Source organism: Arthrobacter sp. R4-81, assembly GCF_054792365.1.
On record NZ_CP096445.1, the window covers coordinates 2323208 to 2340964 of the forward strand.

Here is a 17757-nt window from a genome sequence, read left to right on the forward strand (position 1 = left end):
ATTACCGCGTCCCATTGTGGCGTGTTGAGGACCTGAGCCCGGTTCGTGTTTTACTGCACCCTTCCGGCATGGTAGGTGAGTGCCACCGCCCAGTTTCTCCGCATTCCCTGCCGGTCATACGAGATGGCAGCTCACGAGGCTGCTGCCAGGACTGTTGACTGGCTTGCCGGCGGTGGCTGCCGCCTTCGCCCTGCACGCCGTCATCCCCGCCCTCCCGGCCATGACACTGGCTGTTGTCCTGGGACTTCTTGCCGCGAACTTCCCCGGGTCGGGAACCTGGGTGGCTGGCCGTGCGAGGCCTGGCCTGGACTTTTCCGGCAAGCACCTGATGCGGGCGGGAATTGTGGTCCTCGGCCTCAAAGTGAGTGTGCCAGAGGTGCTCGGCCTTGGTTGGACCGCATTGCTGCTCATCGCCGCCGTAGTCCTGGCAAGCTTCGCCGGCACGTATGGCATATCGCGAATATTCAGGCTTTCGAGGGAGGCTTCGCTTTTGATCGCCACCGGTTTCTCCATCTGCGGCGCCTCGGCCATCGGAGCCATGGCTGCCGTCCGGCGTATCCGTCACGTGGACACCGTCCTGCCCGTGGCGCTCGTGACCCTGTGCGGTACTTTGGCGATCGGAGTGCTTCCGCTTTTGACCCATCCGTTGCGGCTCTCCCCCGAGGTTTTCGGAGCCTGGACGGGCGCATCAGTCCACGACGTTGGCCAGGTGGTGGCAACAGCGCAGACGGCAGGAACGTCCGCCTTGGCAATCGCCGTCGTCGTCAAACTGACAAGGGTCATCCTGCTGGCCCCAATGGTTGCCGCGGCCGGACTCCAGCAACGGTTTGCCTCCAGGAGGGCCTCCAGAAAGCTGCCGGGTGCCGCCGCCGGTGGTTTTGTATCCGGCGACGGGGCGTTCCCTCCCCTGGTGCCCCTCTTCGTACTGGGATTCCTGGCCATGATGGTCCTGAGGTCCACAGGATGGCTCTCCCCGGGATGGCTGGACGTGGGGAATGCGCTTCAGGAACTCCTGCTCGGTATGGCTCTTTTCGGACTCGGATCGACCGTGCGGATCCGGACGCTTCTCCACACCGGCTCCAGAGCGCTGCTGGCGGCTCTTGCCTCGTGGTTCCTCATTGCTGTGCTGGGGCTCGGTGCGGCCCTGCTCATGATTCTGTCGTGATGCTGTCGTGATTCAATAGCTGGGTGTCAAATGAGAATCTGCAGCGGGATGAAGCGGCAAAACGGTCAGCCCTGATCACTACCCGGAGCTACGACGTTTCGCTGGATGTCTCGCAGGCACCAAACCCCGATGTTGCCGGGTATCCGAGTCGAAGCGTCATCAGCTTCTCCGCGTCCGAACCCGGAGCATCCACCTTCCTTGATTTCATTGGCGGGGAAATCCACAGCGTTGTGCTGAATGGCAAGGACCTGCTCGTCGGGGACGTCGTGGACGGCGCGCGGATCCGGTTGGACAACCTTGAGGCGGAGAACCAGGTAACAGTCACCGGCACGGCCCTCTACAGCAGTTCCGGCGAAGGAATGCACCGCTTCTTCGACCCGGCAGACGGCCAGTGCTACCTCTACACGCAGTACGAGCCTGCCGATGCCAGGCGAGCGTTCGCCAACTTCGAACAGCCTGATCTCAAGGCGCAATTCACCTTCCACGTCCTGGCGCCGACAGGATGGCTTGTGGCGTCCAACGGCGCCGAAAGCAGCTCCGTGCCCCTTTCGGGAGACCCCGCCACGAGCCGCTGGGACTTTTCCCCGACAAAACCCATGTCCACGTACATCACCACAGTCCTCGCCGGACCCTATTTCCGTGCCGTGGACCACTGGAGTGGCGCAGCAAGCGACGGGACACACCTCGAGATCCCCCTGGCGCTGTACTGCCGAATGTCGATGGCTGCATCCTTTGACACCGCCGAACTTTTCCGCCTGACGAAGAGTGGCCTGGCATTCTTCAACGATCTCTTCGGATACCCGTACCCCTGGGGCAAATATGACCAGGCCTTCGTTCCGGAATACAACCTGGGCGCGATGGAAAACCCGGGACTGGTGACTTTCACGGAGAATTACATTTTCAGGTCCCGCGCCACCGATGCCCAGTATCAGGGCAGGGCAAATACGCTGCTCCACGAAATGGCCCATATGTGGTTCGGCGACCTCGTCACGATGAGCTGGTGGGACGATTTGTGGCTCAAGGAATCCTTCGCGGATTACATGGGAACTCTCGGTGTTGACCGCGCAACGCACTGGGACACCGCCTGGGTGAATTTCGCCAACAAACGCAAAGCCTGGGCGTATGTCCAGGACCAGCTCCCCACGACGCACCCGATCGTCGCAGACATCCCCGACCTCGAAGCGGCGAAACAGAACTTTGACGGCATCACCTATGCCAAGGGCGCTTCAGTGCTCAAACAGCTCGTGGCATACGTGGGCTTTGACGCCTTCATTGCCGGTTCCCGCCAATACTTTCGGGATCATGCTTTCGGAAATACCTCGCTGACTGACCTGCTTGCCGCCCTGAGCACAGCCTCCGGCCGTGACCTTGGCACCTGGGCGCAGCAGTGGCTCCAGACGTCCGGGATCTCCACCGTCCGGGCAGAGTTTGAGGAGCACGACGGCGTCCTCGCTTCTGTGAACCTCGTCCAGGAGGCGGAGGACCCTGTGACGGGACATGAAGAACTGCGGCCGCACCGCCTGCGGCTGGGCCTCTACGACTTTGACGGCACTGGCGCCTTGGTGCGTACGGACAGCATAGACGTTGACATAAAAGGGCACCGGACCCATGTTCCCGAGCTTGAGGGCAAGCGTCGGCCGGCACTCCTGCTGGTCAATGATGATGACCTGAGCTATGCCAAGGTCAGGCTCGATCCTGCCTCCGAGGCCACGGTTCGTGCCTCCCTCCATACCATTCCTGACCCCATGGCACGGGCCCTTTGCTGGACCGCCCTGTGGGATTCTGCGCGCGATGGCGTCGCCCCGGCAGCCGGATACGTTGACGCCGTGCTTGCCTTTGCGCCGTCAGAGACCGGCAGTGGTGTTCTGTCGACGGTGCTGAACAATGCAGGTACCGCCCTGGAGCGTTACATCCCGGCGATCGACAGGGAATCGGCGCGGAGCCGGTTTCTGGCTGCTGCCGCGGCTGAACTACAAGCGGCGGCTCCTGGCTCGGACCAGCAGCTCGAATGGGCCCGCATCGTGGCCGAGATCAGTCGCAGGGACGCCGGGCAGCTCCAACTGCTCAGGAACCTCCTCGAGGGCAGTTCCGTGCCGGAGGGACTGGCCGTTGACGCTGATCTTCGCTGGAATCTCTGGCACGCCCTGGCTGCCCAGGGGCAGGCCGGCCCGACGCAGTTGGACAGCGAACTGGCCCGGGATAAAACGGCATCAGGGCGTGCCGGGCATGCCACTGCCATGGCGGCCCGCCCTGAGCCGGCAGCAAAGGCAGTGGCCTGGGACCAGGCAGTCAACGGAAGCTCACTGTCCAACCAACTCCTCAGCGCCACCATCGCCGGTTTCAATACGGCACCGGCTGGGCTTCTGGATGACTATGTGGAGCCCTACTTCTCCTGCCTGGAGCAAGTGTGGGCCGAACGAAGCATCGAAATAGCCACGCGGATCGTCCGCGGACTCTTCCCGTTGGGGCAGGACCTTGGTGGCAATATCACTGATCCGGAAGCCCATCCTGTGATTGTCCGCGCCGACGACTGGCTCGCCCGGCGGGCAGGAGTCCCCGCAGCACTTCGCCGGATCATTATGGAGCAGCGGAGCCATTTGCATCGTGCACTCGCGGCCCAGGCCCGTGCAGCAAAAACAGCGTCGGTTGCTCCGTGACTGCCGTCTTGACCGCTGAGAACGGCAGGATTTTCTACGGAACCCGGTGCAGCCATCCGTGCGTGCCGAACTTGGCTTCCACCCGCTGGTGCGCCGCCTCGAGTTCCGCTTTAGTCAGCTCTGAAGGGGTTGCCGAGTAGCGCTCGGTGAAGACCTCGATCATCGCCTCGATGATTTCGCGGCGGGCCAGTCCGGTCTGGCGGCGGAGGGGATCCACCCGTTTCTTGGCACTGCGGGTTCCTTTGTCGGAGAGTTTCTCCTTGCCGATCCGGAGCACTTCCACCATCTTGTCTGCGTCGATGTCGTAACTCATGGTGACGTGATGGAGCATTCCGCCGTTCGCGAGCCTCTTTTGGGCTGCCCCGCCGATTTTGCCCTGGTCAGTGGCGATGTCGTTGAGGGGCACATAAAAGGCACTGATACCGAGTTTCTCCAATGCCGCCAGGACCCAGGCGTCCAGGAAGCTGTAGGAATCGGCGAAGCTCATGCCGTCCACCAGGGTTTGAGGCAGGTAGAGCGAGTAGGTGATGCAGTTCCCTGCTTCCATGAACATCGCTCCCCCGCCACTGATCCTGCGGACCACCGTTACGCCATGGCGCGCAACGCCGTCGGGCTCTATCTCGTTCCGCACCGACTGGAAGCTCCCGATCACAACGGACGGTTCTTCCCATTCCCAGAACCGCAGGGTGGGATTCCGCCGTCCCGCTCCTACTTCCTCCGTGAGGACTTCATCGAGGGCAACGTTGACGTGCGTCGGCAGGATTACGGGTGCGATGACGTTCCAATGATGGTCGGACCAGGAGGTCGCCTTCGCCAGGGCCCTTCTGACCGCTACGGCCACCGCTGCGGCCGAGAAACCGAAAAGTGCTGCATCCTCCCGAAGCGCGGCGGTGATCACCGATGCGATGTCGCCTGCACCCGCGTCCTCGGGCAGCCCGGTCAGGGCCCTGTTGATGTCCAGCAGGGCCTCGTCCGGCTCGAGGAAGAAGTCCCCGCTCACGGAAACGTTGGCAAGGCGGCCGTTGTGGACGTCGAAGTCCACCACCACGAGTTTGCCGCCGGGCACCTTGTACTCTCCATGCCGGCGGGAACCGCCGTCGCTCTGGTCGTCTGCGGGGCCGGTTTCAGGCTGGAAAGTCATACCTCCCATCCTGCCCCAGGAACGCAAAAGCCCGCACCGTTGCCGGTGCGGGCTTTTTCAGAGAATTCTGGGGAGAAGTGTTACTTCTTGCCGCCGAAGCCCTTGAAGCGAGCGTTGAAGCGCTCGACGCGGCCTGCGGAGTCCATGATGCGCTGCTTGCCCGTGTAGAACGGGTGGGACTCGGAGGAGATTTCGACGTCGATGACCGGGTAGGTGTTGCCGTCTTCCCACTCGATGGTCTTCTTGGAAGACACGGTGGACTTGGTCAGGAACTTGACGCCGGAAGCCAGGTCGTTGAAAACAACAGCTTCGTACTTCGGGTGAATATCAGACTTCATAATGGGACCTTCGTTCACGCAACTGGATTTGGCCAGCTGCCAGGTATGAATGGGATGGCAGGACACACGCCTGAAGGCGCAGAACAACCAGCTATCAATACTACCTGATAAGCGCAGGGCTGACGAACTGCCCCCGGACGTCAGGGGCCGGGTGCGCAACTCCCAGAACGCCACCGCTGATGCCGCCGCCACATTGAGGGAGTCAACGCCGGCACGCATTGGAATTTTTACTGCCAGGTCGACGGCGGCAAGTGTCTCCGGACTCATGCCGGCACCCTCGGTGCCCAGTACCAGGGCCAACCGGTCGGGGTTTTTCCGTGCCAGGGCATCGACGTCCACAGCGTCATCCGTCAGTTCCATGGCCGCAACTGTGAAGCCCTTGTCCCGGAGCGTTGCCAGGTCCCCGGGCCACGATTCAAGCCTCGCCCAGGGGCACCTGGAAGACCGTCCCCATGCTCACCCTGACGCTTCGCCGGTACAAGGGGTCGCCGCAGCGCGGGGAAATCAGGACAGCGTCTATCCCCAACGCAGCGGCGGAACGGAAGATCGCGCCGACGTTGGTAGGTGTTGCAATATGCTGCGCGGCCAGTTGCGACTTAGAGCCGGGGAATCTCCACGCATCTGCCTGCAGGAAGGCAGAGGGCTGTGCTTAGGCCTTTTGGGCCCAGCATGGACTTCCCGGCTCCCCCAGTGAAGCTCAGAACCGGGCTGGCACTGATCCTGGTTCTTGGAGCCCCGGGTATTTTCTGGTCCGGTCCGCCGAGGACAAAGTCACTGCCAACATACTCTCGCGGGTGGAGCGTTTCGCGATTCCCTCCGACTGGCAGGTGGAGGACGAGGTTGTCCGGCCGAAGCGGTTCCTATGCATCATTCGCTGAGGGCGAGCAGCAGCCACGACGGCGGCAAGGTGGCCGTCCAACTCGACCCACCAGCACCACGCACAGCGAACCGCCCGATGGACTGAGGAAGCATCTTTTGCTGCGACTGACCACGTTTCCGGTGGCCAATGGCTGTCCGTCGGGTCCTCAGCGCTCGAGTACGACCGCGAGGCCTTGGCCCACTCCGATGCAGAGCGCAGCAACGCCGATTCCACCGCCCCTGCGCTCCAGTTCCCGGGCGAGGTGAAGAAGTATTCGAGCCCCGGAAGCACCCAGCGGATGCCCTATAGCCAAAGCTCCGCCGTGGATGTTGACCTTTTCCGGATCCAGGTCCGGCCACAGGCTCAGGCACGCCAGGCTCTGCGCCGCGAAGGCCTCGTTGAGTTCGACGATGTCGACGTCATTCCAGGTCTTCCCTGCCCGTGCGAGGGCCTGGTTCGCGGCCCCAACCGGGGCGATACCAAAGATGTTCGGGTCAACGGCCGCGACTCCCCGGGAGACGATCCTGGCCAGCGGCTCTGCAGTGAGCGCTCCCTCGCGGCCTATGAACACGACGGCTGCCCCGTCATTGAGGGGTGATGAGTTCCCGGCTGTGACGGAGCCGTTGCTGCGAAAGGCTGGTTTGAGTGACGCGAGGACCTCGACGGTCGTTCCCGCACGGATTCCTTCGTCGCGGGGAAGAGGGCTTCCCGGTACTTGAACTACCTCGTCGTCGAAGATGCCGGCGTTCCAGGCTTCATCGGCAAGGCGGTGACTGCGGACTGCAAATTCGTCCTGCGCTTCCCGGGAAATACCGAAACGATCGGCCAGGATTTCCGCTGTTTCTCCATTGGAGACGGTCCAGTCCTCGGGCATCTCCGGGTTGACCATCCTCCAACCAATAGTGGAACTGTGCAGGGTTTCAGGGCCGGCCGGGTAGGCCCGTTCCGGCTTCGGGAGGATCCATGGAGCGCGGCTCATCGACTCAACGCCGCCGCTGAGCACCAGCTCAGCGTCCCCAATCTCTACGGCGCGGCTGCCCTGTATCGCGGCTTCCAAGCCCGATCCGCAAAGCCGGTTGAGCGTGGTGCCGGGCACTGATGTGGGCAATCCCGCGAGCAATGAAGCCATTCGCGCAACATTCCGGTTGTCTTCACCTGCACCGTTGCTGTCCCCGAGGATGACGTCATCGATCCGCTCCGGTTTCAGGTCAGGATGCCTGGAAACCAGTTCCTGGATAACGCCTGCCGCAAGATCGTCAGGCCGGACGCCGGCGAGGGACTTTCCAAACTTCCCAAAGGGAGTCCGGATCCCGTCATAGATGTAGCTGCTTGTTGCCATTGAAGGCCACCTTTCGTTCATCAATATCTCGTATGCGAGCGTTCGTGATATCGCTCAGACGGCAATATGGCTGCGGGTCTTGTCGCCGGGTTCATGGCCGCTATCTAGTTGGTCCTTGCACTCTCAAATTTCCGTATAGCGAATTCACACCTATCCATGCAGGCCAAGCATCCACCAAAGCCCGGCGAGCCAACGCCTCGCAGAGGTCCTCGTGCCGATCGCTATGCCTCCTGTCCATGGCTCGCTGTGGAAGCTCACTGAGAGACGGTCTTCTCCTGTATGGTCGCTGGGGTGACAGCTGCCAGGGAAGCCAGCATCCACTCGACGACAACCCCTTGGGATACTGCGACGTCCAGGACGAACACGCCATCGTTGTGTGCAGCGAGCCACTCTTCGAGCTTGCTCAGATCGGCAAGTGTCCGTGCCTTGTGGCCTGCTGCGCCCAGAGCTCGTCCTATGGCAGAGAAATCGACTTCATCGATGAGCATTGCTGCGGGGTCGAGGCCTTTGGATGCGTACTGGTGTAGTTCAGCGCCGTAGGCCGAGTCATTGATGGCGATGACGACACCCTTCCGGGTGGCCCGGAGGAAGGTCTCGAAGTCGGCCAGACCCATGAGGCCGCCGCCATCGCCGGTAATGAACACCGTGGTCCGGTCTGGCCGGGCTACCGACACTCCCGGGGCTGAGCTGAAACCGAGGCCGATCGACTGGAACGCAGTTCCCACCAAGACCATCGCCTGCGGGTCTGGGACTGAGAGGTACATCGGGGCCCATCCCATGAAGTGACCGCCATCCATGACCACCGACCGTTCCTTTGGAAGGATGTGTTCGAGGGCAGCCACTACGGCGCGGGGATTCAAACGTCCGTCCGGGCCAAACTCGACCGGATCTTCGATGGGCCCCAGTGAGCGGAAGGATTCGTCGCTGACCTCACTCGCCTTGTACCGCCACGTCATCATTTCCTCCGCAGCGGGAGTGCGGCCGAGAAGGGCTTCAAGGAAGGGACCGATGTCGGCCCGGATGTAATCGTCGACATACGGGTGGGGATTCTCTGGCTCGTTGTCTACCCGGATGACTCTGGTTTCTGGTCCGAACAGCGTCCCGTAGCGGTGCTGGAAGGAATTCAGTGAAGCGCCGGCGACGAGCACGACGTCGGCCTGGCGGGCCAGATCCAGTGTGTGGTCCCTGGCGAAACCTCCGGTGATGCCGAGGTTCCATGGGCTGTTCACTACGTTGGTCGCCATGACGGATGTCATGAACATTGCACCCAGACGGTCCCCTAGTTCCTTGAAGGGTTCAACGGCATCGCCGAGCAGGATGCCGCGGCCGGCGAGGAGGAGAGGCCGCTGCGCGGCGCGCAGAACCGCGGCGACGCGGTCCAGTTCCCCGCTTCCGGGAGCCCAAACAGTTTTGCTCGGCAGGGGTTCAAGCTCGACCTGTTCCAGCAGGGGTTCGGTGGCCAGGTCGTAGGGGATGGCAAGTACCACCGGCTGCACTGTGCGCAGGGCAAGGTCGAAGGCCCGCTGGGCCATGGCGATGGCGTCCGCAGGTTGGGCCACAAGGGTGGTGACACCTACCGCTTCGGCAGCGGCTTTCTGATCAATGTCGAATGACCGAATCCCTGTGCTTGGGGCGTCACCGACAATAAGCACCAAGGGGATACGGGCCAGCCGGGCTTCGGCCAACGCGGTGTAGGCGTTGGTGAATCCAGCGCCGTATGTGGTCGTGGCGGCTGCGATTTTTCCGCTGGCCCTGTAGAAGGCATCTGCCATCGCGACCGTTGCGGCTTCATGCCGTGCGGAGGTGAACGGAAAGCCCTGGCGGGTTAGCTGGCTAATGAGGTGGACGTTGCCGTTTCCCATGAGACCGAACAAGTGTCCGGCACGCTCGGCCAGGACGTCGGCCACCGCACTGGATACCGTTGGGTGATTGCCTGTCGTCATGCTTTGTCCTTACTAAAAAGTTGCTTGATGTCTGCCCGTGCATGCTGCCTGCGGAACCGGGAGCAGATCGTCCGGCTGGGCTGGCTGGACGGACGCGGGGACGTTCGATGGGCTATCGGAGAGCTTCGAGGAGGGCAGGGCTGGTCAGAACATCCAGCACCCGATTGTTTGCCTCGGTATCCGCCAAGGAGATCCGTACTCCATCGCTGGCATATCCCCTCACCAGAATTCCGGCGGCCTTGAAGGCGTCGACAAGCGTTTCGCGGACCTGATCGTTGCAACGCATCCAGAGAAAGTTGGTTTGCGTTTCGGGAAGGTCCCACCCGGCCGTCCCAAGCGTTTGCAGGACTCTTTCCCGCTCGCTGACCACGGCCTGGACCCTGGTACGCATCTCGCCTTCGGCGTCGAGGGAAGCGACGGCGGCCTCTTGGGCCAGTGCGCTAACAGAGAACGGAAGGCCAGTCTTCCGCAGTCCCTCGGAGAGGTGGCTGCCGGCAAGAGCATAGCCGATGCGCAGCCCTGCCAGACCGTAAGCCTTGCTGAAAGTCCGCAGCAGGCAGACGTTGGGATAGCGCCGGTAAAGGGCCAGGGTGTCCGGGGTGTCTGCGGCCGTCGCATATTCAATGTAGGCCTCGTCAACAACAACCAGGATGTCGGACCGTACGCGTACGAGGAATCCCTCAAGCTCAGAATGGGAAACGGGGACCCCTGTCGGATTGTTGGGCGTGCACACGATAATGACGCGTGTCCGTTCCGTCACCGCATCAAGCATCGCTTCAAGGTCGTGACCTTCGTTAGGCAGCAGCGGTACCGGGATGGGGGTGGCCGCGGCCAACTGAACAAGGATCGGATAGGCCTCAAAAGACCGCCAGGGAAAGACCACCTCATCCCCCGGGCTGCAGAAGGCGGAGATGATCTGGTTCAAAACCCCTAGGCTGCCGGGACCCACCGTAACCTCGTCAACAGTGGCCGCGAGTTGGCCGGCAATCCGCTCACGCAGCGCGAATGAAGAGGTGTCCGGGTACCGGTTCAAGGCGTGCGCCGCGTCAAACACTGAATTCAGTACAGAGGGCAGGGGTTCAAAGTGGCTTTCGTTACTCGCCAGAGCCGCCATCGCTGCTGCTTCGGCCCGGACGCCGGGTACATAGGCCGGGAGCGAAGACACCTCTGAACGCAGAGCAGGCTGGGCGGCGATGACCGAAACGTTGGCTTCGGTGATGTTTGTCATACCAGAAATAATCGGGACTGAGGGATTCATGCGCAAGATACCTATCTATGGCTGGGATTTTTGTAGACTATTCAGCCGTTTTACTGCCAAAATAACCGCTATGAGAAGTTTTGAGATCGATCGGCTTGATGCCCGGATTCTCCTCGCGCTGGATGAGGAGCCCGATGCCAGTGCCCTTTCCCTGTCGCGGTCGCTGGGGGTGGCAAGAAATACAGTTCACGCCCGCCTTGCCCGGCTGCAGGCAGGAGGAGTTCTTGGCCCTTTTACCAGGCGGCTTAGGGCGAGTGCTCTGGGGTACAGCCTGACAGCGCTCGTTTCGATCTCAGTGATGCAAACCCAAAGCCATTTGGTCCAGGCCGGGCTCTTCACGATTCCCGAAGTGATTGAAGTTCATGCGACCACTGGTGATGCTGATCTTGTGGCCAAAGTTCTCGCGAAGGACACGACGGATTTTCATCGGATCAATACGGAAATTCTGCGACTTGAGGGTATTCAGCGCACCAGCACGGTGATCTCAGTTCTGGAGGTCATGCCCACACGAATGGAGGGTCTTCTGAAAAAAATAGCCGGCGAGGGGAGCTGAGTGTGCTGGCTGCATCCACCCCGTCTACGTGCGCGGAACGGTCAGTCCCGGGCGTGTTCTCGAGTTTCTCCGAAGGGAACGGCGTGGCTAAGGGCCACTGTGTATCGGCGGGGACTGTGTCGGGTGACCAGGATGCCGGCGGAGCGTTCTGCCGAGGCAGCCGGGAGAAGGGCGGCTTCTGCATCTGAGAGGAGCTCATGAAGTTGCTCCTGGGTGCCGACCAGTACCTCGACGTGTGCAACTGCTTGTGTGGACATGCGGATATCTCCTAGTTAGAACGGGTATGCTGCTCGTGCGGGCGCTCTTCGTGCCGTACTGACAGGGCGTCTGCGCCGAAGATCATTTTTCTGCCCATGGCATCGTCGGACCAGACCCATACAACAGAACCGTCAGGCATGAGGTCATCGATAACCCCGGATCCTGTGCGCCTCTCTGACTCAAAGACAACGCGGTCACCCACGCTATAGTTCGGCGGCTTGGGCCGATCAGAGTCACCGTTCTTGGCTCGGCTGGTGCACCTCACGGGGGTCGAAGATTCAACTGACATAGTGGAATGCCTTTCCCTGCTTGTTTCGGGGGTATTAGAAGGTTCCTCGTGATAGCCGGATGTGTCCCTACCCATGTGGAGTTCGAGACGGGCGACACTGGCGCTTTGCTTGGCAACTTCCGGGGCTGCGCAGAGCCCGGTGAAGCCGTGCCAGTGGAAGCTGTCGTCAACTGAAACCTCTACCAGGTCGCCCGCGGGAGTAGCGGGAGGGGAACATCCGGCAACGCAAGTTCGGCAGCAACGCCCGACTCATCCCTACTCCGAAGGGACGAATCCAAGGGCCTTGTCTACGACATTCCGTAACGGTTCGCCCTTGCAGAACCGCTGAAGATTGTCGATAAAAAGTCGGTCAAGATCGTCGTGGTAGTCTTCCGTGTCACCGCTCATGTGGGGTGTGATGATGACATTCTTCATGCTCCACAGAGCATGCCCTTCAGGCAGAGGCTCCGGATGTACAACGTCCAGCGCCGCTCCGGCAATGGATCCTGACGTGAGAGCCTCAGTCAGCGCCTCGGTATCAACGAGTTCCCCGCGCCCTACGTTGATCAGATGCGCGGAAGATTTCATAGCAGCAAGGACTTGAGCGCTCACCAAGCCGCTGGTCTCCGAGGTTAGCGGCGCGGCGAGCACCACGTAGTCGTAGTCGTGAACGGCGTCCACCAGATCCCTTGAGGAATAGATCTGTTCGAAATCCGCGTCGCCTGGCCGGGCTGTCCGCCCTGCTCCACTGACCTTCATCCCAACCGCCTGGAAAACCCTCGCGATCTCACGACCGATAGAACCTGTGCCGACTACCAGCGCCGTCTGGCCCTCGATCTTTCGCGTGATCCTGTGCTGCCAGCGCTGTTGCTGCTGCAGCCTGAACGACCCGTGCATGTCCTTGGCGATGTCCAGGACGAAACCGAGCACAAACTCTGCGATCCCCCGGCTGAGCACTCCGCGGGAGTTCGTGTACACGACGTTGCTCCGGGTCAGTTCATCGAAAAGGAGTTGGCTTACTCCTGCTGCCCGGTTGTGGACCCATTTCAGGCCCGCAGCGGCATTCCAGTTCTCCTGCAGGGCAGGTGAGAAGGAGTGCCATTGGTACAAGATGTCCGCGCCGTCCATTGCTTGGGCCAGACGGTCGGCCTTGGTTAGGCGGACGTCGGCGAGCTCCTGGATTTCCGCCAGACGTGGCGGCAGGACATCTCGGTAGAGAACCGCGACTACCGGCTTGGTGCGTTCCGGGGCGGCAGTCATGACGCAAGCCCTGCGGTCGTAGCAGTGGCTGCTTGCAATGCATCGGGGAACCCAACCCGCTCTTGCCAACGCGCCTGCGGTTCGCGCAGATTGATGATTGTGCTCTTGGGTTCGGTCATCTCGTGGACGGCGTACTGTACGCCTTCCCGCCCTACACCGGATTTCTTGAATCCGCCAAAGGGCATGGAGTCGATTCGGACGTCGCTGGTCTCGTTGATGACCACTGCGCCCACGTGCAGCTTGTCGGCGATCGCCAGCGCAAGGTCCAGGGATTGAGTGAATACGCCCGCTTGGAGTCCATAGTCAGATTGGTTGGCCGCGTAGATGGCATCTGAGACCTCAATGAACGGAATAATGCTGACCACGGGACCGAATACTTCTTCCCGGATCACCCTGCACTCTGCCGGTACATCGGTCAGGATCGTCGGCTCGTAGTAGGCGTTCCTGCGCTGGCCTCCCGCGTGGATAGTCGCCCCCGCCGCCCGGGCCTCTTCCACCCATTCCGCGACCCGTTCCGCCTCCTCCTCACAAATCATCGGCCCCAGGTCGGAGCTCCGGTCCAGCTTCGGTCCGGCTTTGAGGGACTTGGTCCGGCGGACAATGTGCTTGAGGACCTGCTCGAACAGCGAGATGTCCACGTAGACACGCTGCACGGAAAGGCAGTTCTGCCCCGCAACCCCGAATGCTCCGGCAACAATGGCGTCCGCTGCCTGGATCGCGTCCGCGTCGGCGCAGACGATGGTGGCGTTGTTGCCGCCGAGCTCGGAGAGGATCTTTTTTGCGCCGGCGGCAGCGGCGATGCGTTCCGCCGTTTGGGGACCACCGGTGAAGGAAATCAGGTCCACCTGGCTATCCGTGACGAGCGCTTCGGCAACGCCCGGACCACCGGCGATAGCGGCAATCCGTCCTGACGGCACGCCAGCTTCGAGCAGCAACTGGACCAGGGCCAGCCCCGTCAGGGGGGTGCGGCCGGAGGGTTTAAGTACGACGCCGTTGCCTCCGATGAGAGCAGGCCCCAGCTTGTGCGCCACCAGGTTGAGGGGATCGTTGAACGGCGTGATGGCCGCAATGATTCCTACCGGTTTCCGGCTGTACCAGCCGATCTTGTTCCCCCCAGCCACGCTGTCCTCAAAGCCCAGTGTCCGGCCCGCCAGCTCGGTCGAAGCCGCCGCGGAAAGCCGCAGGGTTTCAGTGCAGCGGCGGACCTCATGCTCTGCTTCGGTGATGGTCTTGCTGCTCTCTGCCGCAATGATGTTTGCGAAGCGCTCAGACTGTTCAGCCAGCAATTGTGTTGCCTTTTCAAGCGCCTGTCGACGGGACCGCAACGGCCAGTCGTCTGCCTGGAGGTGGCGGTGAATGTGGTCTATGGCACGCCTCACATCCTGTGGCGTCGAGTCGCATACCCGCCCGATCAACCGGCCGTCTTCCGGATCCCTGACCTCAAGGGTCAGGCCGGCGGTCTGCCACTTGCCTTCGAAGAAGGCTCCTCCGGGAACGTCGGCATATCTGGAGCGTTTGTCCGGGCGTGCTGCCACTGGTTCAGTGTTCGCTCCGGAGACGGTGGTTGATGAAAGCATGAGGTCCTCTGTCCTGCATAACTGAACTTGGTCTTTGGATGGGCCGCCACCGCTGATGGGCAGCGGCAAGCACGGATGGTCGAAGAGCTAGTCAGCCGGCTGGGCTGGGAGGTCCTGAACAACCGCCATCTTGCGCAGGGTTTCATGAACAGTCCAGCTGCCCCGCCAGCCGGCTGGAGTGACGAACAGCGAGCCCGGTCCGATGTCGAAGCTGCCATTCTCGTCGGTGATGGTTGCCGTTCCACTGAGGATCTGGCAGATCTCGTTGTATCCCTCGCGCGTACTGGTGAATGTGCCCGGCGTGGCCTCCCACACCCCGGTGCGAAGACCATTGTCTTCCCAAAACTTGAAGGACACCTCGGTCTGTCCCGGTGTTGAACTGGTCGCTTTTGCTACATGCTCTCCGAGATTTACCGATGTCGTGTCGTTCAATACTGTCGCCTTGACCATGATCACTCCATATTCCGGGCAGCTTTGCCCGCGCAGATGTACGCCAACCTCTGTTGGCCTGAGAAAAAGTTTTGTAGCACCAGGAATCTCCTGAGCCCGCTGACGCCCTCAATGGGGGCGTGCCCGCCTCTTCCAGTCGCCCGTTCCGAATCCAACTGCAAGGTGCTACAGTGACGATCATACACGTTGTCCGACAATAATGAAGGACAATGTTTGAATGCCAGGTTCTGATCTGCGATCACAGGAGGAAGTCAAAGCATGATCACCCCACCCCTAGTCACGTTCCATGCCCGGACAGCGGAGCGAGGATGCAAGCCAACCGCCGGTTGGTGTGAAATGTCCGACAGCTCTTCACGAAAGGGGCTGTAAAGCCATGACTACCCTCGAAACGGACGTTGTCATTGTTGGAGTCGGCTCTGTAGGGAGCATGGCAAGCTGGCAGCTTGCCTCTCGCGGACTGAAGGTCATTGGCGTGGACCGCTTTTCGATACCCGGGCCCTTTTCTGCCTACGCCGGGGAATCGCGCCTCTTCCGCAAGGTGTACGCGGAAGGCGGGCATTACACACCGATTCTGCAGAGGTCGCAGGATTTGTGGCGCGACCTGGAAAAAATCGGCGGAATGCCCCTGCTCAACACCACAGGCTTCGTCACAATGCTTGATGAAGACCATCCTTTACTCGAATCGCTCATCGAGGCAGGGAAAACCAGTGGCCTAGATTATGAATCCCTCCGGGGCGATGAGGCGAGGGCAAAATATCCCGAACACGTGATCAGGGACACAGACGTGGCACTCTTTGACCCTGAGGGCGGCTACGTGTATTCCGAGAAAGCAGTGGCCACCGCGCTGGTGGAATCGGCCAGGCTCGGCGCGCAGTTCCTGGGAAACCGTAAGGCGCAGTCAGTTGAGCCGTATGGTGACCGGTACATCGTCCGGACCGATCAGGAAGAGATCGTTGCCTCCAGGGTGATTATCTCCCAGGGCACCGGAGCCGGAGCCGTATGCAAGGAACTTGGCGTTCATCTCTCAGTTCGGCCGCAGGTCCTGACATGGTTCCCCATCTCGGATCCGTCTGCAATCAGCCGGGAAGGTTTACCGGTGTTCATGCGCAGAATCCACGACGCTGGTTTCTATGGGTTCCCAAGTGCAGACGGTTGGACGGTTAAAGTCGCCGGCAGCGTCTACATGGACGAAGTCGAGTCCATGGAGAAACCCCTCTCTTGGGACCCGAAGTATTTGGATACCATACGAGCATGGGTAGCAGAGTACATTCCGAGTCTCGTTCCGGAACCGGTACGGGTTGCCCTGTGTGCTGACGGCTATACTCCCGATGGGACAGGCCTGCTGGGGAAGGTGCCGGGAATGGAAGGTGTCATAGCGGCAGTAGGCTTCTCGGGCCACGGCTTCAAGATGGCCTCCGCGCTGGGTGCCATCGCCGCGGACCTGGTGATAGACGGAACGACTGCCACTGACGTCAGCTTCATGAATCCGGCCCGATTCCTTGGACCAGATTCCCAACTAACCTCCTTGCCACTGAGCTAAAGGCCCGACATTTACTGGAACCGACATGAATAATGCACATGAGGCCTTCAGCGTAGGGGCCGTGGTTGCTGACCCAGGAACCACGGCGGCGGGCTACTGTTCAGTCGAGATCCACGGAAGGACACTTCGCCTTCCGGTAGTCATTGTGCATGGGGAACGGCCCGGCCCCGTCCTTGCTGTTACCGCAGGCATCCACGGGGGCGAGTACGTGTCCATGGTGGCCGTGCGGGAGTTCGTTTTTGGCTTAAATGCTTCCGCTATTCAAGGAACGGTAATCGCCTCGCTTCAGTCCAGTCCCCTTTCCTTTCAGGGCAGGAGTGCATTCGTCAACCCGATGGACGGCAAGAACCTCAACCGTGCTTTCCCCGGCAACCCGGACGGCGGCAGCACCGACCGTCTTGCCTTCTGGCTGTGGTCCAACGTCATTTCCCGCGCAGACTACTACGTCGACTGCCACAGCGGCGATATTCCCGAGGCTCTGGAAAGCTTTGCCGGCGTGAGCCCGGTGGGAACTGCGGATGTGGACGATCTGTCACGTGAACTGGCTGATCAGTTCGATGTGCCGCGCATTGTGCTGTTCGAAGCCGAGGGCTCGAGCATTCGGGCCGCTGCCAAAGCGGGGATCCCGTCCACACTGATTGAAGTGGGCGGAGAGGGCCGATGGTCTGCGGCAGAAGTGGCGATCCAGCACGAGGGCCTGCGTCGAACTGCGGGCTTCGCGGGATTGCTGGAACTGGGCCGAGAAGAGAGGAAGCCGCTGCCTGTTTTCGAGAATCAAGCCGTGATGTGTGAGGTCCCGGGCCTGTGGTACAGCAACGTCAAGCCGGGTTCATTCATCGACGCCGGGGCGTTACTGGGGGTCGTTGAGGATCCGTTCGGGACCGTACTTCAAGAGGCGAGGTCTCCCATTTCAGGAGTCCTCCTGTATGGGCTGTCCAGTCTCGCGGCGAACGAAGGGGATCTGATCGCATGTATTGCACGCCCTAAGGATGTGGACGCGTCAGCGACGCCGATAAGTTCCGACCAGGGCCGGGAACTCCCTTGGCCGGGAAATCCTCACGACTGCCTCAGCAACTGGGAGCAGGATGGAGAAGGGACAGCGAAACAACTGGTGTAATTGGTGATGCAGGCCGCGGTTGTACCGAGTCGTG

At 61.2% G+C, this 17757-nt stretch carries 15 protein-coding genes and 1 pseudogene; 5 read left to right on the forward strand and 11 right to left on the reverse strand.

Annotated features, from left to right (window positions below; all coding sequences use genetic code 11):
• Positions 1 to 154: 154 nt before the first annotated feature.
• A complete protein-coding gene (locus M1E05_RS10945) occupies positions 155 to 1165 on the forward strand; it encodes a YeiH family protein (protein ID WP_461162929.1) in 1011 nt (336 codons plus the stop codon).
• Positions 1166 to 1188: 23 nt separating this feature from the next.
• Positions 1189 to 3822, forward strand: coding sequence for an aminopeptidase N (gene pepN / locus M1E05_RS10950; RefSeq protein WP_461162930.1), 2634 nt, complete (start codon positions 1189 to 1191; stop codon positions 3820 to 3822).
• A 34-nt stretch (positions 3823 to 3856) separates the two neighbouring features.
• Here pepN and M1E05_RS10955 read toward each other — a convergent pair whose 3' ends face one another.
• The 6 genes and pseudogenes from M1E05_RS10955 to hisC all read right to left on the reverse strand — a co-directional run bounded on the left by M1E05_RS10955 (position 3857) and on the right by hisC (position 10670).
• The gene (locus tag M1E05_RS10955) at positions 3857 to 4963 is read right to left on the reverse strand and encodes a lipoate--protein ligase family protein (protein WP_458114003.1); all 1107 of its coding nucleotides are present in this window, start codon (positions 4961 to 4963) and stop codon (positions 3857 to 3859) included.
• A gap of 80 nt (positions 4964 to 5043) precedes the next feature.
• The gene (locus M1E05_RS10960; protein ID WP_028267311.1) at positions 5044 to 5301 is read right to left on the reverse strand and encodes a type B 50S ribosomal protein L31; all 258 of its coding nucleotides are present in this window, start codon (positions 5299 to 5301) and stop codon (positions 5044 to 5046) included.
• A gap of 147 nt (positions 5302 to 5448) precedes the next feature.
• Positions 5449 to 5869 (reverse strand): annotated as a pseudogene (locus M1E05_RS10965) (TrmH family RNA methyltransferase); the annotation flags it as partial.
• Between the two features lie 457 nt (positions 5870 to 6326).
• Entirely contained in the window at positions 6327 to 7499 is a 1173-nt protein-coding gene (locus M1E05_RS10970; protein WP_458114004.1) for a thiolase family protein, read from the reverse strand.
• A gap of 254 nt (positions 7500 to 7753) precedes the next feature.
• Positions 7754 to 9442 (reverse strand): thiamine pyrophosphate-binding protein, encoded by a 1689-nt coding sequence (locus M1E05_RS10975; RefSeq protein ID WP_458114005.1) that lies wholly within the window; start codon positions 9440 to 9442, stop codon positions 7754 to 7756.
• Between the two features lie 112 nt (positions 9443 to 9554).
• Positions 9555 to 10670, reverse strand: a complete 1116-nt coding sequence (hisC, locus tag M1E05_RS10980; RefSeq protein WP_461162931.1) for a histidinol-phosphate transaminase — start codon at positions 10668 to 10670, stop codon at positions 9555 to 9557.
• 91 nt (positions 10671 to 10761) lie between these two features.
• Between hisC and M1E05_RS10985 the strand changes: the two genes are divergently transcribed.
• Positions 10762 to 11253, forward strand: a complete 492-nt coding sequence (locus M1E05_RS10985; RefSeq protein WP_461165230.1) for an Lrp/AsnC family transcriptional regulator — start codon at positions 10762 to 10764, stop codon at positions 11251 to 11253.
• 41 nt (positions 11254 to 11294) lie between these two features.
• Here M1E05_RS10985 and M1E05_RS10990 read toward each other — a convergent pair whose 3' ends face one another.
• The 5 genes from M1E05_RS10990 to M1E05_RS11010 all read right to left on the reverse strand — a co-directional run bounded on the left by M1E05_RS10990 (position 11295) and on the right by M1E05_RS11010 (position 15048).
• On the reverse strand, positions 11295 to 11510 hold the full coding sequence (locus tag M1E05_RS10990; protein ID WP_458114008.1) for a hypothetical protein: 216 nt from the start codon (positions 11508 to 11510) through the stop codon (positions 11295 to 11297).
• Between the two features lie 11 nt (positions 11511 to 11521).
• On the reverse strand, positions 11522 to 11800 hold the full coding sequence (locus tag M1E05_RS10995) for a hypothetical protein (protein WP_458114009.1): 279 nt from the start codon (positions 11798 to 11800) through the stop codon (positions 11522 to 11524).
• A gap of 255 nt (positions 11801 to 12055) precedes the next feature.
• Positions 12056 to 13039: a D-2-hydroxyacid dehydrogenase gene (locus M1E05_RS11000; RefSeq protein ID WP_458114010.1), complete on the reverse strand. Its 984-nt coding sequence runs from the start codon at positions 13037 to 13039 to the stop codon at positions 12056 to 12058.
• On the reverse strand, positions 13036 to 14616 hold the full coding sequence (locus tag M1E05_RS11005; protein ID WP_461162932.1) for an aldehyde dehydrogenase family protein: 1581 nt from the start codon (positions 14614 to 14616) through the stop codon (positions 13036 to 13038). The genes M1E05_RS11000 and M1E05_RS11005 overlap by 4 nt, the downstream gene beginning before the upstream one ends.
• An 87-nt stretch (positions 14617 to 14703) precedes the next feature.
• Positions 14704 to 15048 (reverse strand): cupin domain-containing protein, encoded by a 345-nt coding sequence (locus tag M1E05_RS11010; RefSeq protein WP_461162933.1) that lies wholly within the window; start codon positions 15046 to 15048, stop codon positions 14704 to 14706.
• A 391-nt stretch (positions 15049 to 15439) separates the two neighbouring features.
• Here M1E05_RS11010 and solA point away from each other — a divergent pair, with 391 nt between their 5' ends.
• Both solA and M1E05_RS11020 read left to right on the forward strand, forming a co-directional pair.
• Entirely contained in the window at positions 15440 to 16606 is a 1167-nt protein-coding gene (gene solA, locus M1E05_RS11015; protein WP_458114012.1) for an N-methyl-L-tryptophan oxidase, read from the forward strand.
• 25 nt (positions 16607 to 16631) lie between these two features.
• A complete protein-coding gene (locus M1E05_RS11020; protein WP_461162934.1) occupies positions 16632 to 17723 on the forward strand; it encodes a succinylglutamate desuccinylase/aspartoacylase family protein in 1092 nt (363 codons plus the stop codon).
• Positions 17724 to 17757: the final 34 nt, after the last annotated feature.

Excerpts from the sequence above, each read along its gene's own strand:
- M1E05_RS11005 (WP_461162932.1), bottom strand. The coding sequence starts at position 14,616 with ATGCTTTCATCAACCACCGTCTCCGGAGCGAACACTGAACCAGTGGCA.
- M1E05_RS10970 (WP_458114004.1), bottom strand. The coding sequence starts at position 7,499 with ATGGCAACAAGCAGCTACATCTATGACGGGATCCGGACTCCCTTTGGG.
- M1E05_RS10995 (WP_458114009.1), bottom strand. The coding sequence starts at position 11,800 with ATGTCAGTTGAATCTTCGACCCCCGTGAGGTGCACCAGCCGAGCCAAG.
- M1E05_RS10975 (WP_458114005.1), bottom strand. The coding sequence starts at position 9,442 with ATGACGACAGGCAATCACCCAACGGTATCCAGTGCGGTGGCCGACGTC.
- M1E05_RS11000 (WP_458114010.1), bottom strand. The coding sequence starts at position 13,039 with ATGACTGCCGCCCCGGAACGCACCAAGCCGGTAGTCGCGGTTCTCTAC.
- solA (WP_458114012.1), top strand. The coding sequence starts at position 15,440 with ATGACTACCCTCGAAACGGACGTTGTCATTGTTGGAGTCGGCTCTGTA.
- M1E05_RS10955 (WP_458114003.1), bottom strand. The coding sequence starts at position 4,963 with ATGACTTTCCAGCCTGAAACCGGCCCCGCAGACGACCAGAGCGACGGC.
- hisC (WP_461162931.1), bottom strand. The coding sequence starts at position 10,670 with ATGACAAACATCACCGAAGCCAACGTTTCGGTCATCGCCGCCCAGCCT.
- M1E05_RS10990 (WP_458114008.1), bottom strand. The coding sequence starts at position 11,510 with ATGTCCACACAAGCAGTTGCACACGTCGAGGTACTGGTCGGCACCCAG.
- M1E05_RS11020 (WP_461162934.1), top strand. The coding sequence starts at position 16,632 with ATGAATAATGCACATGAGGCCTTCAGCGTAGGGGCCGTGGTTGCTGAC.
- M1E05_RS10960 (WP_028267311.1), bottom strand. The coding sequence starts at position 5,301 with ATGAAGTCTGATATTCACCCGAAGTACGAAGCTGTTGTTTTCAACGAC.